This window comes from Variovorax sp. V213 (genome assembly GCF_041154455.1).
In the GTDB taxonomy this organism is placed as follows: domain Bacteria; phylum Pseudomonadota; class Gammaproteobacteria; order Burkholderiales; family Burkholderiaceae_C; genus Variovorax.
On the sequence record NZ_AP028664.1, the window covers coordinates 4,032,332 to 4,052,044 of the forward strand.

The 19,713-nt window shown below is 65.7% G+C and carries 23 protein-coding genes; 2 read left to right on the plus strand and 21 right to left on the minus strand.

Translation table 11 applies throughout. From position 1 onward, the window contains the following. Window positions 1-3: 3 nt before the first annotated feature. Entirely contained in the window at window positions 4-789 is a 786-nt protein-coding gene (gene hisF / locus ACAM55_RS19190) for an imidazole glycerol phosphate synthase subunit HisF (protein WP_369653063.1), read from the minus strand. A 27-nt stretch (window positions 790-816) separates the two neighbouring features. Further along, window positions 817-1,653: a D-hexose-6-phosphate mutarotase gene (locus ACAM55_RS19195; RefSeq protein WP_369653064.1), complete on the minus strand. Its 837-nt coding sequence runs from the start codon at window positions 1,651-1,653 to the stop codon at window positions 817-819. A gap of 189 nt (window positions 1,654-1,842) precedes the next feature. Between ACAM55_RS19195 and ACAM55_RS19200 the strand changes: the two genes are divergently transcribed. Both ACAM55_RS19200 and ACAM55_RS19205 read left to right on the plus strand, forming a co-directional pair. Further along, entirely contained in the window at window positions 1,843-3,150 is a 1,308-nt protein-coding gene (locus ACAM55_RS19200) for a dicarboxylate/amino acid:cation symporter (protein ID WP_369653065.1), read from the plus strand. Window positions 3,151-3,158: 8 nt separating this feature from the next. Beyond that, window positions 3,159-4,082 carry an amino acid ABC transporter substrate-binding protein gene (locus ACAM55_RS19205; RefSeq protein WP_369653066.1) on the plus strand — a complete coding sequence of 308 codons (924 nt, stop codon included), beginning with the start codon at window positions 3,159-3,161 and terminating at the stop codon, window positions 4,080-4,082. A gap of 22 nt (window positions 4,083-4,104) precedes the next feature. On the opposite strand, the gene hisA is transcribed toward ACAM55_RS19205, so the two are convergent. From hisA to ACAM55_RS19300, 19 genes are all read right to left on the minus strand, one after another. Next, a complete protein-coding gene (gene hisA, locus ACAM55_RS19210; RefSeq protein ID WP_369653067.1) occupies window positions 4,105-4,848 on the minus strand; it encodes a 1-(5-phosphoribosyl)-5-[(5-phosphoribosylamino)methylideneamino]imidazole-4-carboxamide isomerase in 744 nt (247 codons plus the stop codon). 63 nt (window positions 4,849-4,911) lie between these two features. After that, on the minus strand, window positions 4,912-5,568 hold the full coding sequence (hisH, locus tag ACAM55_RS19215) for an imidazole glycerol phosphate synthase subunit HisH (RefSeq protein WP_369653068.1): 657 nt from the start codon (window positions 5,566-5,568) through the stop codon (window positions 4,912-4,914). Window positions 5,569-5,587: 19 nt separating this feature from the next. Further along, window positions 5,588-6,211 carry an imidazoleglycerol-phosphate dehydratase HisB gene (gene hisB, locus ACAM55_RS19220; protein ID WP_369653069.1) on the minus strand — a complete coding sequence of 208 codons (624 nt, stop codon included), beginning with the start codon at window positions 6,209-6,211 and terminating at the stop codon, window positions 5,588-5,590. Next, complete coding sequence (hisC, locus tag ACAM55_RS19225; RefSeq protein WP_369653070.1) at window positions 6,208-7,296, minus strand: histidinol-phosphate transaminase; 1,089 nt, start codon at window positions 7,294-7,296, stop codon at window positions 6,208-6,210. Before hisC ends, hisB begins: the two co-directional genes overlap by 4 nt. Next, window positions 7,293-7,667 (minus strand): hypothetical protein, encoded by a 375-nt coding sequence (locus tag ACAM55_RS19230; RefSeq protein WP_369653071.1) that lies wholly within the window; start codon window positions 7,665-7,667, stop codon window positions 7,293-7,295. The genes hisC and ACAM55_RS19230 overlap by 4 nt, the downstream gene beginning before the upstream one ends. 4 nt (window positions 7,668-7,671) lie before the next feature. Next, window positions 7,672-8,496 (minus strand): hypothetical protein, encoded by an 825-nt coding sequence (locus tag ACAM55_RS19235; RefSeq protein WP_369653072.1) that lies wholly within the window; start codon window positions 8,494-8,496, stop codon window positions 7,672-7,674. A gap of 37 nt (window positions 8,497-8,533) precedes the next feature. Then, window positions 8,534-9,856, minus strand: coding sequence for a histidinol dehydrogenase (gene hisD, locus ACAM55_RS19240; RefSeq protein WP_369653073.1), 1,323 nt, complete (start codon window positions 9,854-9,856; stop codon window positions 8,534-8,536). Between the two features lie 18 nt (window positions 9,857-9,874). Then, window positions 9,875-10,525 carry an ATP phosphoribosyltransferase gene (hisG, locus tag ACAM55_RS19245; protein WP_369653074.1) on the minus strand — a complete coding sequence of 217 codons (651 nt, stop codon included), beginning with the start codon at window positions 10,523-10,525 and terminating at the stop codon, window positions 9,875-9,877. Further along, the gene (murA, locus tag ACAM55_RS19250) at window positions 10,522-11,811 is read right to left on the minus strand and encodes a UDP-N-acetylglucosamine 1-carboxyvinyltransferase (protein WP_369653075.1); all 1,290 of its coding nucleotides are present in this window, start codon (window positions 11,809-11,811) and stop codon (window positions 10,522-10,524) included. Before murA ends, hisG begins: the two co-directional genes overlap by 4 nt. Window positions 11,812-11,853: 42 nt before the next feature. Continuing rightward, window positions 11,854-12,099 carry a BolA family protein gene (locus tag ACAM55_RS19255; RefSeq protein WP_369653076.1) on the minus strand — a complete coding sequence of 82 codons (246 nt, stop codon included), beginning with the start codon at window positions 12,097-12,099 and terminating at the stop codon, window positions 11,854-11,856. Window positions 12,100-12,117: 18 nt separating this feature from the next. Continuing rightward, window positions 12,118-12,882: an ABC transporter permease gene (locus tag ACAM55_RS19260; RefSeq protein WP_369653077.1), complete on the minus strand. Its 765-nt coding sequence runs from the start codon at window positions 12,880-12,882 to the stop codon at window positions 12,118-12,120. Continuing rightward, window positions 12,879-13,826 (minus strand): ABC transporter ATP-binding protein, encoded by a 948-nt coding sequence (locus ACAM55_RS19265; RefSeq protein ID WP_369653078.1) that lies wholly within the window; start codon window positions 13,824-13,826, stop codon window positions 12,879-12,881. The genes ACAM55_RS19260 and ACAM55_RS19265 overlap by 4 nt, the downstream gene beginning before the upstream one ends. Window positions 13,827-13,912: 86 nt before the next feature. Then, complete coding sequence (locus tag ACAM55_RS19270; RefSeq protein WP_093019937.1) at window positions 13,913-14,185, minus strand: lipid asymmetry maintenance protein MlaB; 273 nt, start codon at window positions 14,183-14,185, stop codon at window positions 13,913-13,915. A gap of 4 nt (window positions 14,186-14,189) precedes the next feature. Then, a complete protein-coding gene (locus ACAM55_RS19275; protein ID WP_369653079.1) occupies window positions 14,190-14,849 on the minus strand; it encodes a phospholipid-binding protein MlaC in 660 nt (219 codons plus the stop codon). A 178-nt stretch (window positions 14,850-15,027) separates the two neighbouring features. Then, window positions 15,028-15,774: a VacJ family lipoprotein gene (locus tag ACAM55_RS19280; protein WP_369653080.1), complete on the minus strand. Its 747-nt coding sequence runs from the start codon at window positions 15,772-15,774 to the stop codon at window positions 15,028-15,030. After that, window positions 15,771-16,268 (minus strand): outer membrane lipid asymmetry maintenance protein MlaD, encoded by a 498-nt coding sequence (mlaD, locus tag ACAM55_RS19285; protein WP_369653081.1) that lies wholly within the window; start codon window positions 16,266-16,268, stop codon window positions 15,771-15,773. Before mlaD ends, ACAM55_RS19280 begins: the two co-directional genes overlap by 4 nt. Before the next feature lie 37 nt (window positions 16,269-16,305). Then, window positions 16,306-17,088 carry a lipid asymmetry maintenance ABC transporter permease subunit MlaE gene (mlaE, locus tag ACAM55_RS19290; protein ID WP_369653082.1) on the minus strand — a complete coding sequence of 261 codons (783 nt, stop codon included), beginning with the start codon at window positions 17,086-17,088 and terminating at the stop codon, window positions 16,306-16,308. Window positions 17,089-17,170: 82 nt separating this feature from the next. Continuing rightward, a complete protein-coding gene (locus ACAM55_RS19295; RefSeq protein ID WP_369653083.1) occupies window positions 17,171-18,028 on the minus strand; it encodes an ABC transporter ATP-binding protein in 858 nt (285 codons plus the stop codon). A 191-nt stretch (window positions 18,029-18,219) separates the two neighbouring features. Next, window positions 18,220-19,698, minus strand: coding sequence for a glutamate synthase subunit beta (locus ACAM55_RS19300; protein WP_369653084.1), 1,479 nt, complete (start codon window positions 19,696-19,698; stop codon window positions 18,220-18,222). Window positions 19,699-19,713 lie beyond the last annotated feature (15 nt).

Sequence of the window (19,713 nt, forward strand, 5' to 3'; positions counted from 1 at the left end):
CCCTCAGGAGTCGATTCGCACCGGAATTCCCCGCGCGGCCATGCGGGCTTTCGCCTCGCCGACCGTGTGTTCGCCGTAGTGGAAGATGCTGGCGGCCAGCACCGCATCGGCGCCGCCCATCTGGATGCCGTCGGCCAGGTCGTCGAGGCAGCCGACGCCGCCCGAGGCGATCACCGGCACGTTGACGGCATCGCTTACCGCGCGGGTGAGCTCCAGGTCGAAGCCGCTCTTGGTGCCGTCGCGGTCCATGCTCGTGAGCAGGATTTCACCGGCGCCGCGGCGCACCATCTCGGTCGCCCATTCGACGGCGTCCAGGCCGGTGTTCTTGCGGCCGCCATGGCTGTACACGTCCCACCCTGCGCCGCGCGTGGCGGCTTCTTCGGGGCTGCGACGCTTGGCGTCGATGGCCACCACGATGCATTGCGAACCGTATTTCTGCGATGCGTCGTTGATCACCTGCGGATCGGCGATGGCCGCGGAGTTGAAGCTGGTCTTGTCGGCGCCGGCATTGAGCAGCCGGCGCACGTCGGCCACGGTGCGCACGCCCCCGCCCACCGTCAACGGAATGAAGACCTGCGACGCCACCGCCTCGATGATCGGCAGGATCAGGTCGCGTCCGTCGCTGGTGGCCGTGATGTCGAGAAAAGTGAGCTCGTCGGCGCCCTGCGCGTTGTAACGGGCCGCAATTTCGACCGGGTCGCCGGCATCTCTCAGCTCGAGAAAATTGACGCCCTTGACGACGCGGCCGCCGGTGACGTCGAGACAGGGAATGATGCGTTTTGCGAGCATGGTCGTCGGTCGTAAGGAAAAGTTCATTCAGAGAACGCGCAGCTGCTGCCAGCCCTGCCATTGCGCCCCGGGCAGGAGCAGCACCTGCTCGTCGATGCGCGCGGCCTCGACGCACAGCATGTGCCGATACCCATCTTCGGGCATGTCGGCGAGTTTCGCACCGAGCACCGCGCCGGGGTTCCACACCACGGTTTCGCTGCAGCTCGCACTTTGCGCGATCTCGAGCGTGCCGCTCGGCTGCACCAGGCGCATCGGCTTGGCGGGAGCGGCATAGACGCTGTCGAACTCGGCATCGAAGCGCAGCGCCGGCGCCGTCTCCACGTGGCGGTCGTCGCGCAGAGAATCCCAGCGGTTGGCCCCCTGGAGGCCTTCCAGCCGCACCTGGGCAATATCGTCGACGCGCAGATAGGTGTGCAGCGCCGCGGCAAAGCTGAAGGGCGCATGGTCGATATTGAGCAGCGCCAGCGTGGTGCGCAGCCGCCCCGGGCCCATGCCGATCTGAAGGCGCGCCTCGAAAGAGTGCGGCCAGAGCTTGCGGGTGGCCGGGTTGTCGCGCAGCCGCAAGACCAGTTCGCCCGAAGCGGCGTCGACGCCCCGGTTTTCCCAAGGCAGATTGCGCATGAATCCATGCTTGGGCAGCATGCCGCGCTGGTTGAACTGGGGGCAGCAAATCGGCACGCCGCCGCGGATTGCGGCCTGCCCGTCGAACACCGCGCGCGGGCTCAGATAGAGGCGTTCCACCCTGTCGGCCGTGGTCCATGAAAGCAGCTGCGCCCCGTGCAGCGACACGATGAACGCACTGCCGTCGGCCCCGGTGGCACGAAGCGCGGGCTGCCCGCAAAACTCGATCGAGCTGATATCCATCGGAGAATTGTAGGCAGCGAAATCCCGTGGCACGGAATTGGCATTGGACACTTAAGGTTTCATCGCCGATGCGCCCGGGCCGGTTGCACGCAAGGGACCTTCTTGGATACCCTTCGCCTGCCGCACAAGAAGAGGCTGCCGGCCGATGCGCCCGCGCCCCGGAACCACACATACGTCAAAGGGACAAACATGAGAAAGAAACTGCCCGCCGCGGCCTGGATCCTGATTGCCATGGTGCTCGGCATTCTTGTCGGCTACATGATCTTCACGAGCTTTCCCGACAAGAAGGCCGCGGCGCAGATCGCGGGCTACGTGTCGATCATTTCGGACGTGTTCCTGCGTCTCATCAAGATGCTGATCGGCCCGCTGGTGTTCTCCACCCTGGTGGTGGGCATCGCGCACATGGGCGATGCCAAATCGGTGGGCCGCGTGTTCGGCAAGTCGCTCGGCTGGTTCTTTACCGCTTCGCTGATTTCGCTGGTCATCGGCCTCGTGATGGCCAACCTCCTGAAGCCCGGCGAGAACCTCGGGCTTCCGCTGCCGGACATCGGCTCTTCGGCCAACCTGGCCACCGCGAAGTTCACGCTCAAGGACTTCGTGAGCCACATGGTGCCCAAGTCTTTTGCCGAGGCCATGGCCAACAACGAGATCCTGCAGATCGTGGTGTTCTCGATGTTCTTCGGCGTGGCGCTCGCCTCGCTCGGCGACAAGGCCAAGACGCTGGTGGCCGCCATCGACGAGCTCTCGCACGCCATGCTCAAGATCACCGGCTACGTGATGAAGCTGGCGCCGCTTGCGGTGATGGCCGCCATGGCTGCCACGGTCGCAGTGAACGGCCTGGGCATCCTGCTCAAGTTCGCCGTTTTCATGGGCGACTTCTACCTGGGCCTCTTCGTGCTGTGGGGCGTACTGATCTTCGCGGGCTTTTCGTTTTTGGGACCGCGGGTGTTCAAGCTGCTGGTGCTCATCAAGGAAGCCTTCCTGCTTTCGTTTGCCACCGCCAGCTCCGAAGCGGCGTACCCGAAGATCCTGCAGGCGCTCGACCGCTTCGGCGTGAAGCGCAAGATCTCGAGCTTCGTGATGCCGATGGGCTACTCGTTCAACCTCGACGGCTCGATGATGTACTGCACCTTTGCCGTGCTGTTCATCGCGCAGGCCTACAACATCCACATGCCGCTCAGCACGCAGATCACGATGCTGCTGATCCTGATGCTCACCTCCAAGGGCATGGCCGGCGTGCCGAGGGCGTCGCTGGTGGTGATTGCCGCCACGCTCAACCACTTCGACATTCCCGAGGCCGGCCTGCTGCTGATCCTGGGCGTCGACACCTTCCTGGACATGGGCCGCTCGGCCACCAATGCGGTGGGCAACTCCATCGCCACGGCCGTGGTTGCCAAGTGGGAGGGTGAGCTGCTCTCCGAAGGCGACGCGGCGGTCAATGCCAAGGCGCTGGACGCCGAGGCCGCGGCCACCCTCGCCCATCCGGCGCACGCGTGAGGCCCTGCATGACGCCCAAGGCCACGCTGTCGGTTTTCCTGGCCGGCCTGCTGGCAGCCGCCGCGCTTGTTTCCGCCGTGCCTGCGCGGGCACAGCCGCAGGCCCCCGAGACATTGACCGGCACCCTCGCCAAGGTACGGGAAACCGGCGCCATCACCATCGGCTACCGCGAATCGTCGGTGCCGTTTTCCTTTCTCAACGCGCGCAAGGAACCCATCGGCTATTCGATCGAACTCTGCCGCGCGCTGGTCACGGCCATCGAAGACGCGGTGAACAAGAGCCTCGCGATCAAGTGGTCGCCCGTGACTTCCGATTCGCGCATCGATGCGGTCGAGAGCGGCGCGGTCGATCTCGAATGCGGCTCGACCACCAACAATCTCGAGCGGCAGAAGCGCGTGAGTTTTTCGCCCACGATCTTCGTCTCGGGCACCAAGGTGCTGGTGAAAAAAGGGTCGCCGATCAAGTCATTTCGCGACCTGGCCGGCAAGCGGGTGGCGGTGACCGCCGGCACGACCAACGAGAAGACGCTGCGCGAGCTTTCGCAGAAGTTCAAGCTCGGCATCAACCTGCTGGTGTCGCGCGACCACGCCGATTCCTTCGGGCTCGTGAAGAGCGGCCAGGCCGACGCCTTCGCCACCGACGACGTGCTGCTCTACGGCCTGATCGCGCGGGACGCCGCCAAGGCCGAGTACGAAGTGGTCGGCGACTATCTCTCCTACGACCCCTACGGGATCATGTACCGCAAGGGGGATGCACAGCTTCGCAAGGTGATCAACGACACCTTCCAGGTGCTGGCCGAGGACGGCGAGATCGAGCGCCAGTACAAGCGCTGGTTCCTGCGCAAGCTGCCCACGGGAGAGAGCATCAACCTGCCGATGAGCGCGCAGCTGGAAGCGATCATCCAGACGATGGCGGTGAAGGCGGCCGAATAGGCCTTTTCCCCCGAGGAAAGCCTCAGACGCCGGCGAGTTCGTCCGCGCGGGCCTGCGCGGCGGCGAAATCGAGGTCGCCCGAATAGATGGCGCGGCCGCAGATCACGCCTTCGACGCCTTCGGGCTCGACGGCGCAAAGCTGGTCGATATCGGCCATGTTCGACAGGCCGCCCGAGGCGATGACCGGAATGGTCAGCGCCTGCGCGAGCTTGACGGTGGCATCGATGTTGATGCCCGACAGCATGCCGTCGCGGCCGATGTCGGTGTAGATGATCGATTCGACGCCGTAGTCCTCGAACTTCTTGCCCAGGTCGGCCACTTCGTGGCCCGTGAGCTTGCTCCAGCCATCGGTGGCCACCTTGCCGTCCCTGGCGTCGAGGCCCACGATGATGTGGCCGCCGAAGGCGACGCAGGCGTCCTTCAGGAAGCCGGGGTTCTTGACCGCGGCGGTGCCGATGATCACGTAGCGCAGGCCGTCGTCGATGTAGCGCTCGATGGTGTCGAGGTCGCGGATGCCGCCGCCCAGCTGCACGGGAATGTCGTCCCCGACCTCGCGCAGGATCGCCTTGATGGCCGCGTGGTTTTGCGGCTTGCCGGCGAATGCGCCATTCAGATCGACCAGATGCAGCCGCCGCGCGCCCGCCTCGACCCACTTGCGGGCCATGGCGGCGGGGTCTTCGCTGAAGATGGTGGACTGGTCCATGTCGCCCTGTTTGAGGCGAACGCAGTGGCCGTCTTTGAGATCAATGGCGGGAATGAGGAGCATGGAAGTGACGCGAGAGTGCGGGAACCGGGCTGAGGAGGGTTCGGCCCGGGCGAAAAAATAAGGTCAGGGATTCCAGTGGAGGAAATTTCGGTAGAGCTGCAACCCATGGTCCGCACTCTTCTCCGGGTGGAACTGGGTGGCAAAAATGTTATCGCGTGCGATGGCTGCGGTAAAGCTCGCGCCGTAATCTGCTTCGCCCACGCTGTGCCGGGCGTCGGCCGGCCGCGCATAGAAGCTGTGAACGAAATAGAAATAGCTCATGTCCGGCACGCCCGCCCACACGGCATGCGGCTGGGCCTGGCGCACCTGGTTCCAACCCATCTGGGGCACCTTGAAGCGGCTGCCATCGGGCTGCAGCCGGCCGGCCAGTTCGAACTTGACGACTTCACCCGGGATGAGGCCCAGGCCGTCGGTCGGCCCTTCGTCGCTGCGCGACAGCAGCATCTGCATGCCCACGCACACGCCGAAGAGCGGCTTGTTCGCCGCGGCTTCGAGCACCGATTCCTGCAAGCCGGAGTCGCGCAGTTCGCGCATGCAGTCGGGCATGGCGCCCTGCCCCGGCAGCACCACGCGCGTGGCCTTGCGGACCACCTCGGGGTCGGAGGTGACGAAGACCTGCACGCCCACCTGGTCGGCCGCGTGCTGCACGGCCTGCGAGACGGAGCGGAGATTGCCCATGCCGTAGTCGACGACCGCGACGGTATTTGCTACAGATTTCATAGCTGTTCGCTGGAGGAATTCAGAGCGAACCCTTGGTCGAGGGAATGACGCCGACGGAGCGTGGGTCGAGTTCGAGCGCGCCGCGCAGCGCGCGCGCAAAAGCCTTGAACACCGTTTCGCACTGGTGGTGCGCATTGACGCCCTTGAGGTTGTCGATGTGCAGCGTGACGAACGCGTGGTTGGCGAAGCCCTGGAAGAATTCGTAGGTGAGCTGGCTGTCGAAGGTGCCGATCATGCCGCTCGTGAACGGCACGTGCATCTCCAGGCCCGGTCGGCCCGAGAAATCGATGACGACGCGGCTCAGCGCCTCGTCGAGCGGCACGTAGGCATGCCCATAGCGGCGGATGCCCTTCTTGTCGCCCACAGCCTTGGCAACCGCCTGGCCGAGCGTGATGCCCACGTCTTCCACGGTGTGGTGGCCGTCGATGTGCAGGTCACCCTTGCAATCGATCTCCAGATCGATCAGCCCGTGGCGGGCGATCTGGTCGAGCATGTGGTCGAAAAAGCCGATGCCGGTGGAGAGCTTGGCCTTGCCCGTGCCGTCGAGGTTGACGCTGACGGTGATCTTCGTTTCGGCGGTGTTGCGAGTGACCGATGCGGTGCGCGCGGTGGTGCCCGTGTCGGCTGTTTGGGGGGTGGTCATAGTGAGGCTTCGAGTGCCGCGAGCATCCGCGCATTCTCGTCGGCCGTTCCGACGGTGAGGCGCAGGCAATTTGCCAGCAGTTCGTGCATTTTAGAAACGTTCTTCACCAGTATGCCGCGGGTCTTCATACCCTCGAAGGTCTTGGCGGCATCGGGCACGCGCACGAGGATCATGTTGGCGTCGCTCGGCCACACCTTGACGCCCGAAAGGCGCCCCAGGCCCATCATGAGGCGATGCCGCTCCTCGCGGATCTGCCTTGCCTGGGCCTCGAACACCTCGGCGTGCTCGAGCGCGAAGAGCGCGCACTCGCAGTTGAGCGCGCTGACGTTGTAGGGCGGGCGCACCTTGTCGATCTCGGCGATCAGCGCGGCCGGGCCCATGAGATAGCCAAGGCGGATGCCGGCCAGGCCGAGCTTGCTGAGCGTGCGCATCAGGAGTACATGCCCGTGCCGCGCGATGCGGTCGATATAGCTCTTGGCGGCGAAGGGCTGGTAGGCCTCGTCGATCACCACCAGGCCGCCCTGCTCGCCCTGGGCCCGCACGATCTTCTCGATGGCGGCGTCGTCCCAGAGGTTGGCGGTGGGATTGTTCGGATAGGCGAGGTACACGATGGCCGGTTTCTCGCGCGCGATGGCGGCGAGCATGGCGGCTTCGTCGAGTTCGAAATCAGCCGTAAGCGGCACGCCAACAAAACGCAGGCCCTGCAGCCGTGCGCTCATGGCGTACATCACGAAACCGGGCACGGGCGCGAGCACCGTGGCGCCAGGCACGTCGCAGGCAATGGCCAGCAGCGAGATCAGCTCGTCGGAGCCGTTGCCCAGCATCAGCCCAAAGCCTTCGGGCATGTGCGCGTGCGCCGCCAGCGCGCGCTGCAGATCGCCGCCGCGCTCGCCCGGATAGCGGTTGAGCGCCAGCGCGCCGAGCCGGGCGCCAAGCTCGACCTGCAACGCGGGCGGCAGGCCGAACGGGTTCTCCATGGCGTCGAGCTTGACGAAGCCGCGTGCGTCCTGCACCGCATAGGCATGCATGGACTGCACGTCGGAGCGGATGCGATCGATCGGGCGGACGGTGGAGGAAGTAGTCATCGGGTGCAGCGGAAGCTGTTTTTAAGGGCGCCGGACATGACCAGTTGCACCGGCATGTCGGCTTCATAGGTGTCGGCGTTGCGCGTCAGCTCGGCTTGATAGAGGGAGCGAGCCATCGATGGCTCGAGACGTCGGCCTTCGATGCAGAAGACCGGCTTCTGGCCGTTGCGCTGCGAGGCTTCCACGCCTTCGCGCAAGCCCTCGAGCACGCCGACGAGATAGTAGCTCGCGTACGCCTTGCCATCCTTTTCGTTGGCTTCGAGCATGCGCAGTTCGCGGATGCTCATGGCCTGCGCACCGGCACCGGCCGCCAGTGCGAGCAACAGCACCGGCAGGCGCGGTAGCAGCAGCAGGAGGGCAGCACGGCTCATGGCGTCACTTGCGATAGCGCGGCGGCGGCGCGTACGAGCCGTCGGCCGGGAAAGCATTGGGCTGCGGGGACGCGGCGTCGCGGCGCGGGCGGCGCGGCGCCTCGGGCTGCTCGAGCTCGAACAATGCGGCGCCGATCACGCCGATGTTGCGCACGTCGCCGGCTTCGGTGTTCGCCGCATAGGCACGGCCCGGTGCGGCGAAGCGGAAGGCCGCGACCTCGTTCTGGCTCTTGCGGAAGCCTTCGATGTCGAGCACCTGCTGGGGACGCAGCACATAGCCTCCATTGCGCAGGCTGCCGGGCTTGCCACTCAGCACGTCGAGGCCGTCGACGGTGGCAATCACCTCGTAGCCGCGGTCGCTGAGATTGCGAAAGCGCAGCGTGTAGCGCGAACCTTCGATGCCGGCGAGGCGGAAGATGTCCGAGCTGCGGCGCGCGCGCTGCATCGGCAGCGGGCGGTCGTTCTCGTCGAGCACCGACCATTCGACGTCGCCCTGGGCCAGCAGCAGGTTGAGCCGGCGCTCGGGGTTGTGGCCCGCGTCGCGGCGCACGCTGGCCGCGTCGTTATAGCCCAGCAAGGCCACTTCGTCAGGCTGCGCGGACAGCCGCCTGGCGACGACCGTGCGGGTCTTCGACTCGATGCCCTCGCCCCACTGGGTGCCGAGCTGTGCCGGTGCGGGCGCGGCGGCGGCGCTGGGCGTTGCGGACAAGGCGGCCGACTCGTTGCGCGGCGCCTGCGGCATCTGGCTGCAGGCCGCGAGCAAGGCTGCGCCTGCAACGAGGCCTGCGGCGAATCTGAAAAAACGCGACCTGTACCGATGTTGAATCATCTGGCTGGCTCCTCCCCGAAGCGGTTTTTGTAGAGTCTCAGATCTTATGCAGTCGCATTCGTGCCGCTTCGGCATGCGCCTGCAAGCCTTCGCCTTCGGCCAGCGTCACCGCGATGGGGCCCAGCACCTGCGCGCCGGCTTCGCTCACTTCGATCAGGCTCGAACGCTTCTGGAAGTCATAGACACCCAGCGGGCTCGAGAAGCGCGCCGTGCCGCTGGTCGGCAGCACGTGGTTCGGGCCCGCGCAGTAGTCGCCCAGGCTCTCGCTGGTGAAGGCGCCAAGAAAGATTGCGCCGGCATGCCGCAGCAGCGGCTCCCATCGCTGCGGCTCGCTGCTGCTGACCTCGAGGTGCTCGGGCGCGATGCGGTTGCTGATCTCACAGGCCTCTTCCATGCTCCCGGTGTGGATCAACGCGCCGCGGCCATTGAGCGAGGCCGCGATGATTTCGGCGCGCGGCATGGTGGGAAGCAGGCGGTCGATTTCGGCCTGCACGCGATCGATATAGGCCGCGTCGGGGCACAGCAGAATGCTCTGCGCAAGCTCGTCGTGCTCGGCCTGGCTGAACAGGTCCATCGCCACCCAATCGGGCGGCGTGGTGCCGTCGGCCAGGACGAGGATTTCGCTCGGGCCCGCGATCATGTCGATGCCGACGGTGCCGAACACGCGGCGCTTGGCGGCCGCGACATAGGCGTTACCGGGGCCGGTGATCTTGTCCACCGCGGGGATGGTGGCGGTGCCGTAGGCCAGCGCGGCCACGGCCTGCGCGCCGCCGATGGTGAAGCCGCGCGTCACGCCGGCCACGTAGGCGGCAGCGAGCACGAGCGGGTTCTTCTCGCCTTTCGGCGTGGGCACGACCATGATGATTTCGCCGACGCCCGCAACGTGTGCCGGAATCGCGTTCATCAGCACGCTCGACGGATAGGCCGCCTTGCCGCCCGGCACATAGATGCCGACACGGTCGAGCGGCGTGACTTTCTGGCCGAGCAGCGTGCCGTCGGCATCGCGGTAGCTCCAGCTCTCGCCGCTCGCCTTCTTCTGGGCCTCGTGGTAGCTGCGCACGCGGCGGGCCGCAGATTCGAGCGCATCGCGCTGCGCGGCGGGCAGCGAATCGAACGCGGCCTTCAGCTCGGCCTGCGTGAGTTCGAGCTCGGGCAAGGTGGCGGCGCCCAACTGATCGAAGCGATGGGTGTATTCCAGCACCGCCGCGTCACCGCGCTTCTGCACATCGGCCAGGATGTCGGCCACCACCTTCTCGATCGCCGCGTCCGCGTCGGCGGACCAATGCAGCCGCGCCTTGAAATCAGCGTCGAAGCCGGCGGAAGCCGTGGAGAGACGGACGGGTGCTGCTTTCAGGGTCATGGCGCTGCGGTGAAAAACTCAGGGCGTGGCTGCCGCGGGAATGGCGGAGGCGAAGGCATCGATGATGTGGCGGATCGGCTCGCGCTTGAGCTTGAGCGCGGCCTGGTTGACCACGAGGCGTGCGCTGATGTCCATGATCCGCTCCACCTCGACCAGGTGATTGGCCCTGAGCGTGTTGCCGGTCGAGACCAGATCGACGATGGCGTCGGCCAGGCCTGTGAGCGGTGCGAGCTCCATGCTGCCGTAGAGCTTGATCAGGTCGACGTGCACGCCCTTGCTCGCGAAGAACTCGCGCGCCAGGCCCACGTACTTGGTCGCGACCCTGAGGCGCGAACCCTGCTTCACGGCCGAGGCGTAGTCGTAATCTGCGCGCACCGCCACGCTGAGGCGGCAGGCCGCAATGCGCAGATCGAGCGGCTGGTACAGGCCCTGGTTGCCGTGCTCGAGCAGCACGTCGAAGCCGGTCACGCCGAGATCGGCTCCGCCATATTGCACATAGGTGGGCACGTCGGAGGCGCGCACCAGCACCACGCGCACATCGGGGCGTGTGGTCGCGAGAATCAGCTTGCGCGATTTTTCGGGGTCTTCGGTGACCTCGATGCCGGCGGCGGCCAGCAGGGGCATCGTCTCTTCGAAGATGCGGCCTTTGGACAGAGCAAGCGTGATCATGCGGCGGCTCCGGCCACGCGCTCGATGTCGGCCCCGAGGCCGCGCAGCTTGGCTTCCATGCGGTCGTAGCCGCGGTCCAGGTGGTAGATGCGGTCGACCAGCGTCTCGCCTTCGGCCACGAGCCCGGCGATGACGAGGCTGGCCGAGGCGCGCAGGTCGGTGGCCATCACGGTGGCGCCGGACAACTGCTGCACGCCCTCGACCATCGCCACCTTGCCTTCGACGTGGATCGTGGCACCCAGGCGCACCATCTCGTTCACGTGCATGAAGCGGTTCTCGAAGATGGTTTCGGTCACCATCGAGGCGCCGCGCGCGATCACGTTCAGGGCCATGAACTGGGCCTGCATGTCGGTCGGGAAGCCGGGGTATTCGGTGGTGCTGAAGCTCTGCGCCTTCAGGTGTTCGCAAGCCGGGGCCTTGGAGGTGATGCGCACGCCGCCTGCTTCAGGGGCGACCGTGCAGCCGGCGTCGCGCAGCTTGTCGATCACCGCGTCCATGTGGTCGGCGCGGGCGTGGCGCAGGAACACGTCGCCGCCCGTGGCCGCAACAGCGCAGAGGAAGGTGCCGGCCTCGATGCGGTCGGCCACCACGGCGTGCTCGCAGCCGTGCAATTTCTCGACGCCCTGCACGCGGATGTGGCTGGTGCCGTGGCCTTCGATCTTCGCGCCCATGCGGATCAGCATTTCGGCCAGGTCGACGATCTCGGGCTCCTGCGCGGCGTTTTCGAGCAGCGTCTCGCCCTCGGCCAGCGTGGCGGCCATCAAGAAGTTCTCGGTGCCCGTGACGGTGACCATGTCGGTCAGGATGCGCGCGCCCTTCAGCCGGGTGCGGCCCGCCGGCAAGCTGGCGATCATGTAGCCGTGCTCCACCACGATCTCGGCCCCCATGGCCTGCAGGCCCTTGATGTGCTGGTCGACCGGCCGCGAGCCGATGGCGCAGCCGCCCGGCAGCGACACCTTGGCGTGGCCGAAGCGCGCCAGCAGCGGGCCCAGCGCCAGCACCGAGGCGCGCATGGTCTTCACCAGTTCGTAGGGCGCCTCGGGGTTGTTGAGGTCGCCGGCGTTGAGTTGCACCGTGCCGTTGTGGTCGCGCTCGGCGGTCACGCCCATGTTGCGCACCAGCTTGAGCATGGTCGACACGTCCTGCAGGCGGGGGACGTTGTGCAGCGTCACGGGCTGGTCGGTGAGCAGCGCGGCGCACAGCTCCGGCAGGGCTGCGTTCTTGGCGCCGGAAATGAGTACCTCGCCGCGAAGCTGGCGCCCGCCGCGAATCAGAAGTTTGTCCATCAGGAATCCAGCGAATTTAGGGCCGCTCCGGCCGCCAGTTACTTACTTGTCGTCGATCGCCGCCCATTCGGCCGGCGTGTAGGTTTTCATCGAGAGCGCATGCACCTCGTCGGTATGCATTTTCGCACCCAGGGTGGCGTAGACCCGCTGGTGGCGCTGAATGGCGCGTTTGCCCTCGAATTCGGCCGAGACGATGGTGGCGTACCAGTGTCGGCCGTCGCCCTCCAGCGAGATGTGCTCGCATGGGAGGTGGGACTGGATCAAGGCCTGGAGTTCTTCGGCGGTCATGGGAATTGAAAGGGCCTTTCAGCCTCTGATTTTGTAGCCGATTCTCAGCAAGTGGACGGCGATGGCGCTCACGGCCAGCCAGGCGGCGCCGACGATGCCCAGGCTGAGCCAGGGCGAGGCGTCGCTCACGCCGAAGAAGCCGTAGCGGAAGCCGTCGATCATGTAGAAGAAGGGGTTCAGGTGGCTCACGCCCTGCCAGAACGGGGGCAGCGAACCGATCGAATAGAAAACGCCCGAGAGAAAGGTCATGGGCATGATCAGGAAGTTCTGGAACACCGCCATCTGGTCGAATTTCTCGGCCCAGAGGCCCGCGATGAGCCCCAGCGTGCCCAGCATTGCGGAGCCCAGCAGCGCGAACACGAGAATCCAGAGCGGCGCAACGAAGCTCGGCATCGCAAAGAACATGGTGACCAGGAACACGCCGAGCCCCACGACCAGCCCGCGAATGACCGACGAGCCGACATAGGCGAAGAACCAGCCCCAGTGCGACAGCGGCGTCAGCAGCACGAACACCAGGTTGCCCATGATCTTGCTCTGGATGATCGACGAAGAGCTGTTGGCAAAGGCGTTCTGCAGCACGCTCATCATCACCAGGCCCGGCACCAGAAAGGCGGTGTAGCCAACCGTGCCGTACACCTTCACGTGGTCTTCGAGCACGTGGCCGAACACCATCAGGTAGAGCAGCGCGGTGAGCACCGGCGCGCCGACGGTCTGGAAACCGACCTTCCAGAAGCGCAGCGTTTCCTTGTAGAGCAGCGCGCGCCACCCAGTAACGGCCATCATCGCGCCACCTCCAAAGGAGTCTGCTCACCCGCCATCAGGTCGATGAACACGTCTTCCAGATCGGCCTTGCGCATTTCCACGTCTTCCACGGCGACGCCGGCTTCGCGGATCGCGGCCAGCAATTGTTCGACTTCATGGGCGTTCTGCGCCGGCAACTGCACGATGCGCCCGGTGATGCGCGCATGCTGGGCAATGGCCCACGGCAGCATGGCGTCGGTCTTGAAGCGCAACACGTTGCTGGTGGCCGATTTCAGCAGTTCGCTGGTGCGGTCCAGCGCGATCACGCGGCCCTGCTTGAGCATTGCGATGCGGCTGCACAGCGCCTCGGCCTCTTCGAGGTAGTGGGTGGTGAGCAGCACGGTGCTGCCCTGCTTGTTGAGCCTGGCGACGAACTGCCAGAGCGTCTGGCGCAGTTCGACGTCGACCCCGGCGGTCGGCTCGTCGAGCACGATGACCGGCGGCTTGTGGACCAGCGCCTGCGCCACGAGCACGCGGCGCTTCATGCCGCCCGACAACTGGCGCATGTTGGCCGTGGCCTTGTCGGCCAGGCCGAGGCTTTGCAGCAGCTCGTCGATCCAGGCCTCGTTGTTCTTGATGCCGAAGTAGCCCGACTGGATGCGCAGCGATTCGCGCACATTGAAGAAGGGGTCGAACACCAGCTCCTGCGGCACGATGCCGAGCTGGCGCCGGGCCTCGGCATAGTCGCGCTGCACGTCGAAGCCGTGGACGCTGATCGCGCCGGCCGTGGGACGGGACAGGCCTGCCAGCATGCTGATGAGCGTGGTCTTGCCCGCGCCATTGGGACCCAGCAAGCCGAAGAACTCGCCCGGCTCGATCTGGAAGCTGACCTCGTCGACGGCGCGCAGGCCCTGCTTGCCTTGGGCCCGCTGCTGTCTGGAGGGAGGGTAGGTCTTGGAGACCGATTGGAATGAGATCGCGGGCATGGGAGCCGGCGATTTTACGGGCCAGCGTTACAAGCCGCTGGGCGGCGCCGGGATGCCCTGACGCGGCGCCCGCCGGGGCCGCCCGCTCAGGGTGCGGCCGGCAAGAGGCCAGCGATGCCGTACAGGGCGGCAAGCTCGCGCAGCCGAGGGGAAAGCCCCTTCACGGCAAAGCCGCGGCCGAGCGCGCTCGATTCGCGCCGGCACTCCAGCAGCACCGCCAGCGCCGAGGAGTCGAACTGCGTCAGGGCGCTGGCGTCCACCACGGTGGAGGTGTCGGTCTGCCCCTTCAGCCCCTGCTGCAGCATGCGCATGCAGGCCGGGGCATCGTCGTGGGTGAGTTTCGTCGGCAGCACCAGCATGGCATCAGCTCTTGCCGTTGTTGCCCTTGTTGCGCGCGGCCAGCGCGGCAATCAGGCCGTCGATGCCGCGGGCGTTGATTTCCTGCGCGAACTGCGTGCGGTAGGTATCGACCAGCCAGACGCCCAGCACATTGAGGTTGTAGACCTTCCAGCCGCCGCCCTGGCCGGGCGTCTTCTCGAGGCGGTAATCGAGTTGGACCGGATCGCCGCGGCCCTTGACCTCCGTGCGCACCAGCACTTCGGTGTCCTCGGGCGAACCGCGGAACGGACGGACCGAGACGGTCTGGTCGCTCACCTGGTCGAGCGCGCCGGCATAGGTGCGCACCAGCAGGGTCTTGAATTCTTCCTGCAGCCTCTTTTGCTGCTCGGGCGTGGCCTGGCGCCATGCCGGGCCCACGGCGGAAGCCGTCATGCGCTGGAAGTTGACGTTGGGCATGATCTTGCTGTCGACCAGCACCATGATCTTGCTGACGTCGCCTGACTTGATGGTGGTGTCGGCCTTGATGGTTTCGAGCACATCGGTCGACAGGCGCTTCACCAGCGCGTCAGGCGCTTCGTCGGCCGCGAGGGCCGGGCGCACGAAAGCGGTGGCAGCGCCGAAAAGGAGTGCGCTGGCCAGTACCAGGCGGCCAAAGCTGCGTCGTTGCAAGATATTGTTGTTCATGGCAATTCCCTTAAATTTTTGAAATCGGCAGAGACACGCGATGGATCGACGCGGCTCCTGGAAAGAACGTGTTCGACGGGCTCCACGCCGACCGGGTTCCTGAAGCGCAGGTGAAGCCTTGAAACGGGATGCAAGCAAAAGCCTTTCGTCCGGCCGCCACCACCCGCTCTTTCGCCCTTTACTTGCCGCCTTCGTCGTCAGGCGGATTGCCGTCGTAGACGTCGTTGCGGCGGTGCTGCAAGAAGGCATCGCGCGTGAAGGTGTATTTGTCGAGCGCCGCGTCGTCGAGCAGGCGGCCGGCGCGCAGGTACTTCGCGCGTGTATCGACAGCTTCCAGGAACGACAGCGAATTGCGCCAGGCCACGTCGTTCATGTTCGAGACCACGCCGCCGGCACGGTCGACCGGCAATGCAGCGGTGTCGCGCAGGGTCGACGGCCCAAAAATGGGCAGCACGACGTACGGGCCGGCGCCCACGCCCCAGCGGCCCAGGGTCTGGCCGAAATCTTCTTCGTGGCGATCGATGCCGGCCTCGGTGGCCACGTCGAGCAGGCCGCCCAGCCCGAAGAAGGTGTTCACGTTGACCCGCATGAAGGTCTCGGCACTGTTCTGCAGCTTGAGCTGGGCCACGCTGTTGGCAAAGCTCCAGACGTCGCCCAGGTTGCCGAAGAAATTGCTTACGCCGGTGCGCACCATGGAGGGCAGCACGCGCACGTACGCGGTGGCCACGGGCACCAGCACCGCTTCGTCGACCGTGTCGTTGAAGCGCGTGACGCCGCGGTTGAAGGGCTCGAACGGGTCGGCCGGATTGGCGTGGGGGCCGCTCGCGCAACCTGCAAGCAGCGCAAAAGTGGCTGCAGCACCCACTATGCGGGCGGAGTTTGCTACTTTCTTGATAGCAATGGACGAAAAAAGGCTTGTTTTCATTTCTTGTTGGCTGTTCCTGGCGTCGAAGGCGTACTGCTTCCTTCGGCTGCCTTGCTGTAGAGGAACTGGCTGATCAGGTTTTCCAGCACCACGGCCGATTGGGTCGCGGTGACGGTGTCGCCGGCTTGCAAATTCTTCTCCTCGGCGCCCGGCTCGATCCCGATGTACTGCTCGCCGAGCAAGCCACTGGTCAAGATCTTGAGCGAGCTGTCCTTGGGAAAACTGTAACGGTTTTGCAATGCAAGCGTGACGCGGGCCTGAAATGACTTGTCGTCAAACGAGATGGATTCCACACGTCCGACCACTACGCCGGCGCTTTTGACCGCGGTTTGCGGCTTGAGTCCGCCGATATTGTCGAAGCGCGCGGTGACGTTGTAGGTCTTCTGGAAGTTCAGGCTCAGCAGGTTGGCCGACTGCAGCGCGAGGAACAGCAGCGCCGCGCCGCCGATCAGGACGAACAGGCCGACCCAGATGTCGCTATTGGAACGTTGCATGGTTTGCACTCTCTAGAACGATTGGAGCGGAGCTCCTTCAAATACTGAACATCATGGCGGTCAACAGGAAGTCGAGCCCGAGCACCGAGAGCGACGCCATCACCACGGTGCGCGTGGTGGCACGCGACACTCCCTCGGGCGTCGGCTGGGCCTCGTAGCCCTGCAGCAGCGCGATGAAGCTCACGGTGAAACCGAACACGATGCTCTTGACCACGCCGTTGCCGACATCGCGCCACACGTCGACACCGCCCTGCATCTGGCCCCAGAACGCACCCGGGTCCACACCCAGCATCAGCACCCCGACCACGTAGCCGCCCATGATGCCGATGGCGCTGAACACCGCCGCCAGCAGCGGCATGGTGATCACGCCGGCCCAGAAGCGCGGCGCAAGAATGCGCTGCACCGGGTCGACCGCCATCATCTCCATGGCACTGAGCTGCTCGCCGGCCTTCATGAGTCCGATTTCCGCCGTCAGGGACGTGCCAGCGCGCCCCGTGAAGAGCAAGGCGGCCACGACCGGCCCGAGCTCACGCACCAGACTCAAGGCGACCAGCAGGCCCAACGCCTCGGACGAACCGTAGCGCTGCAGCGCGTAGTACATCTGCAGGCCCAGCACGAAACCGACGAAAAGCCCCGACACCGCGATGATGGCGAGCGAGTAGTTGCCCAGGAAATGGATCTGATCGCGTACCAGTCCAAAGCGACGCAAGCTTTGTGCCCCCTGTATCAGCAGGCGCAGGAACAGCCTGGCGCCAGAGCCCAGGTCGGCGAGCTTGCTGCGCACGGCAAAACCGGCATCGGCGGGCTTCCACCAGCTCATGCCTGCCCCCACGCTTGGCACTCGATGTCCTCGCCGCCCCCCGAGGGGGCCTTCGCTTGCTCGGGGCGGACCAGCGCTGCGCTCATGACCGCCCTCCTTCATTGCCGAAATCTTCTTCGATGCCGGCGACGGGGTAGTGAAAGTGCACCGGCCCGTCGGGCAGGGCATTGACGAACTGGTGGACCAGCGGATCGGCGCTTTCGCGCACTTCATCGGGCGTGCCCTGCGCGGCAATGCCGCCGTTGGCCAGGATGATGACGTGGTCGGCGATGTGGAAGGTTTCTTCCAGGTCGTGCGACACCACGATGCTGGTCAGCCCGAGCGTGTCGTTCAGCTGGCGAATCAGCCGTGCCGCCGTGCCCAGGGAAATCGGGTCCAGGCCGGCAAACGGCTCGTCGTACATGACGAGGTCGGGGTCCAGTGCAATGGCGCGTGCCAAGGCCACGCGCCGCGCCATGCCGCCCGAGACTTCGCTGGGCATCAGGCCGCGCGCGCCGCGCAAACCTACGGCGTCGAGCTTCATGAGTACGATGTCCCGCACCAGCGCTTCCGAGAGCTGCGTGTGCTCGCGCAGCGGAAAGGCGACGTTGTCGAACACGCTCATGTCGGTGAACAAGGCACCGAACTGGAACAGCATGCCCATGCGGCGCCGCGCCAGATACAGGCCGGCGGCGTCGAGTTTGCCGACATCCCGGCCGTCGAAAAGAACCTCGCCGCGCTGCGCCCGCTGCTGCCCGCCGACAAGCCGCAGCACGGTGGTCTTGCCGCCGCCCGAGGCGCCCATCAACGCAGTGACCTTGCCGCGCGGGACGGCAAACGACACCCGGTCGAGGATCGCGCGCGCGCCGTAGCCGAACGAGACGTCGCGGAACTCTACAAAAGGGTGTGGCAGTGCGGCTGGGTCCATCTCAATAAAAAAGCCGGGCGCCCTCTCAGGCATCCCGGCATGCGGTTTCCGCGAATGATAGCGGGGCCGTGGGGGGCCTCCGCCAAACTGAAACAAAATTCAGCGAGGTAAGTCGCGAAAACCCATCAAGAATTCATCCACCGAGCGCGCAGCCTGGCGGCCCTCGCGCCGTGCAGCCGGCCGGCTGCACGCCATGGAAACGCCCGAAGGGCGATTCGCGTGCATCAACGAGGCAGGTCGCTGAACCCCATCAGGAACTCGTCCACCGAGCGCGCAGCCTGGCGCCCCTCGCGAATCGCCCAGACCACCAGCGACTGACCGCGACGAATGTCACCCGCTGCAAACACCTTGGGCACATTGGTAACGTAGCCGCCGATGAAGTCGACCGTGGCCTTGGCGTTGCCGCGTGCGTCCTTCTCGACACCGAAAGCCTCGAGCACGGAAGCCACGGGGCTCACGAAGCCCATGGCCAGCAGCACGAGGTCGGCCTTGAGGATCTGCTCGCTGCCGGCCACTTCCTGCATCTTGCCGTCCTTCCACTCCACGCGGACGGTCTTGAGGCCCGTGACCTTGCCCTTTTCGCCGATGAACTCCTTGGTGGAGATGGCGAACTCGCGCTCGCAGCCTTCCTCATGGCTGGAGCTGGTGCGCAGCTTGATCGGCCAGTAGGGCCAGGTCAGCGGACGGTTTTCTTCTTCGGGTGGCTGCGGCATCAGTTCGAACTGCGTGACGCTGACCGCGCCATGGCGGTTGCTGGTGCCCACGCAGTCGGAGCCCGTGTCGCCGCCGCCGATCACGATGACGTGCTTGCCGTCCGCGCGCAGTTGGCCCTTGACCTTGTCGCCCGCATTGACGCGGTTCTGCTGCGGCAGGAACTCCATGGCGAAGTGGATGCCGTCGAGGTCGCGCCCCGGCACCGGCAGGTCGCGCGACTGCTCGGCGCCGCCCGTGAGCAGCACGGCATCGAACTCCTTGTCCAATTGCTCGGGCGTGACGGTTTCCTTGGCGAGATTGGTCACCTTGGAGCCCTTGCCCAGCGGGTCTTTCGCGGCACCGACGATCACGCCAGTGCGGAAGGTGACGCCCTCGGCCTTCATCTGTTCGACGCGGCGGTCGATGTGCGTCTTCTCCATCTTGAAGTCGGGGATGCCGTAGCGCAGCAGGCCGCCGATGCGGTCGTTCTTCTCGAACAGCGTCACGTCGTGGCCGGCACGCGCGAGTTGCTGTGCCGCGGCCATGCCGGCCGGGCCCGAACCCACCACGGCCACCTTCTTGCCGGTCTTGTGCTTGGCAACGCGCGGCGCCACCCAGCCTTCGTCCCAGGCGCGGTCGATGATCGCGTGTTCCAGCGACTTGATGCCGACCGGGTCGTCGTTCACGTTGAGCACGCAGGCCGCTTCGCAGGGCGCGGGGCAGATGCGGCCGGTGAATTCCGGGAAGTTGTTGGTCGAGTCGAGCACCGCGAAGGCGTTCTGCCAGTCGTTGCGGTACACGAGGTCGTTGAAGTCCGGAATGATGTTGTTGACCGGGCAGCCGCTGTTGCAGAACGGCGTGCCGCAATCCATGCAGCGTGCGCCCTGCACCTTGGCCTGCTCGACCGTCAGGCCGACAACGAATTCCTTGTAGTGCTTGACGCGCTCGCCGACGGGCTTGTAGCCCTCTTCGATACGCTCATGCTCCATGAAGCCGGTGATCTTTCCCATCGCGTGCTTTCCTTT

Coding starts and splice junctions, on each gene's coding strand:
- hisF (WP_369653063.1), bottom strand. CDS start 789: ATGCTCGCAAAACGCATCATTCCCTGTCTCGACGTCACCGGCGGCCGC.
- ACAM55_RS19195 (WP_369653064.1), bottom strand. CDS start 1,653: ATGGATATCAGCTCGATCGAGTTTTGCGGGCAGCCCGCGCTTCGTGCC.
- ACAM55_RS19200 (WP_369653065.1), top strand. CDS start 1,843: ATGAGAAAGAAACTGCCCGCCGCGGCCTGGATCCTGATTGCCATGGTG.
- ACAM55_RS19205 (WP_369653066.1), top strand. CDS start 3,159: ATGACGCCCAAGGCCACGCTGTCGGTTTTCCTGGCCGGCCTGCTGGCA.
- hisA (WP_369653067.1), bottom strand. CDS start 4,848: ATGCTCCTCATTCCCGCCATTGATCTCAAAGACGGCCACTGCGTTCGC.
- hisH (WP_369653068.1), bottom strand. CDS start 5,568: ATGAAATCTGTAGCAAATACCGTCGCGGTCGTCGACTACGGCATGGGC.
- hisB (WP_369653069.1), bottom strand. CDS start 6,211: ATGACCACCCCCCAAACAGCCGACACGGGCACCACCGCGCGCACCGCA.
- hisC (WP_369653070.1), bottom strand. CDS start 7,296: ATGACTACTTCCTCCACCGTCCGCCCGATCGATCGCATCCGCTCCGAC.
- ACAM55_RS19230 (WP_369653071.1), bottom strand. CDS start 7,667: ATGAGCCGTGCTGCCCTCCTGCTGCTGCTACCGCGCCTGCCGGTGCTG.
- ACAM55_RS19235 (WP_369653072.1), bottom strand. CDS start 8,496: ATGATTCAACATCGGTACAGGTCGCGTTTTTTCAGATTCGCCGCAGGC.
- hisD (WP_369653073.1), bottom strand. CDS start 9,856: ATGACCCTGAAAGCAGCACCCGTCCGTCTCTCCACGGCTTCCGCCGGC.
- hisG (WP_369653074.1), bottom strand. CDS start 10,525: ATGATCACGCTTGCTCTGTCCAAAGGCCGCATCTTCGAAGAGACGATG.
- murA (WP_369653075.1), bottom strand. CDS start 11,811: ATGGACAAACTTCTGATTCGCGGCGGGCGCCAGCTTCGCGGCGAGGTA.
- ACAM55_RS19255 (WP_369653076.1), bottom strand. CDS start 12,099: ATGACCGCCGAAGAACTCCAGGCCTTGATCCAGTCCCACCTCCCATGC.
- ACAM55_RS19260 (WP_369653077.1), bottom strand. CDS start 12,882: ATGATGGCCGTTACTGGGTGGCGCGCGCTGCTCTACAAGGAAACGCTG.
- ACAM55_RS19265 (WP_369653078.1), bottom strand. CDS start 13,826: ATGCCCGCGATCTCATTCCAATCGGTCTCCAAGACCTACCCTCCCTCC.
- ACAM55_RS19270 (WP_093019937.1), bottom strand. CDS start 14,185: ATGCTGGTGCTGCCGACGAAACTCACCCACGACGATGCCCCGGCCTGC.
- ACAM55_RS19275 (WP_369653079.1), bottom strand. CDS start 14,849: ATGAACAACAATATCTTGCAACGACGCAGCTTTGGCCGCCTGGTACTG.
- ACAM55_RS19280 (WP_369653080.1), bottom strand. CDS start 15,774: ATGAAAACAAGCCTTTTTTCGTCCATTGCTATCAAGAAAGTAGCAAAC.
- mlaD (WP_369653081.1), bottom strand. CDS start 16,268: ATGCAACGTTCCAATAGCGACATCTGGGTCGGCCTGTTCGTCCTGATC.
- mlaE (WP_369653082.1), bottom strand. CDS start 17,088: ATGAGCTGGTGGAAGCCCGCCGATGCCGGTTTTGCCGTGCGCAGCAAG.
- ACAM55_RS19295 (WP_369653083.1), bottom strand. CDS start 18,028: ATGCCTGAGAGGGCGCCCGGCTTTTTTATTGAGATGGACCCAGCCGCA.
- ACAM55_RS19300 (WP_369653084.1), bottom strand. CDS start 19,698: ATGGGAAAGATCACCGGCTTCATGGAGCATGAGCGTATCGAAGAGGGC.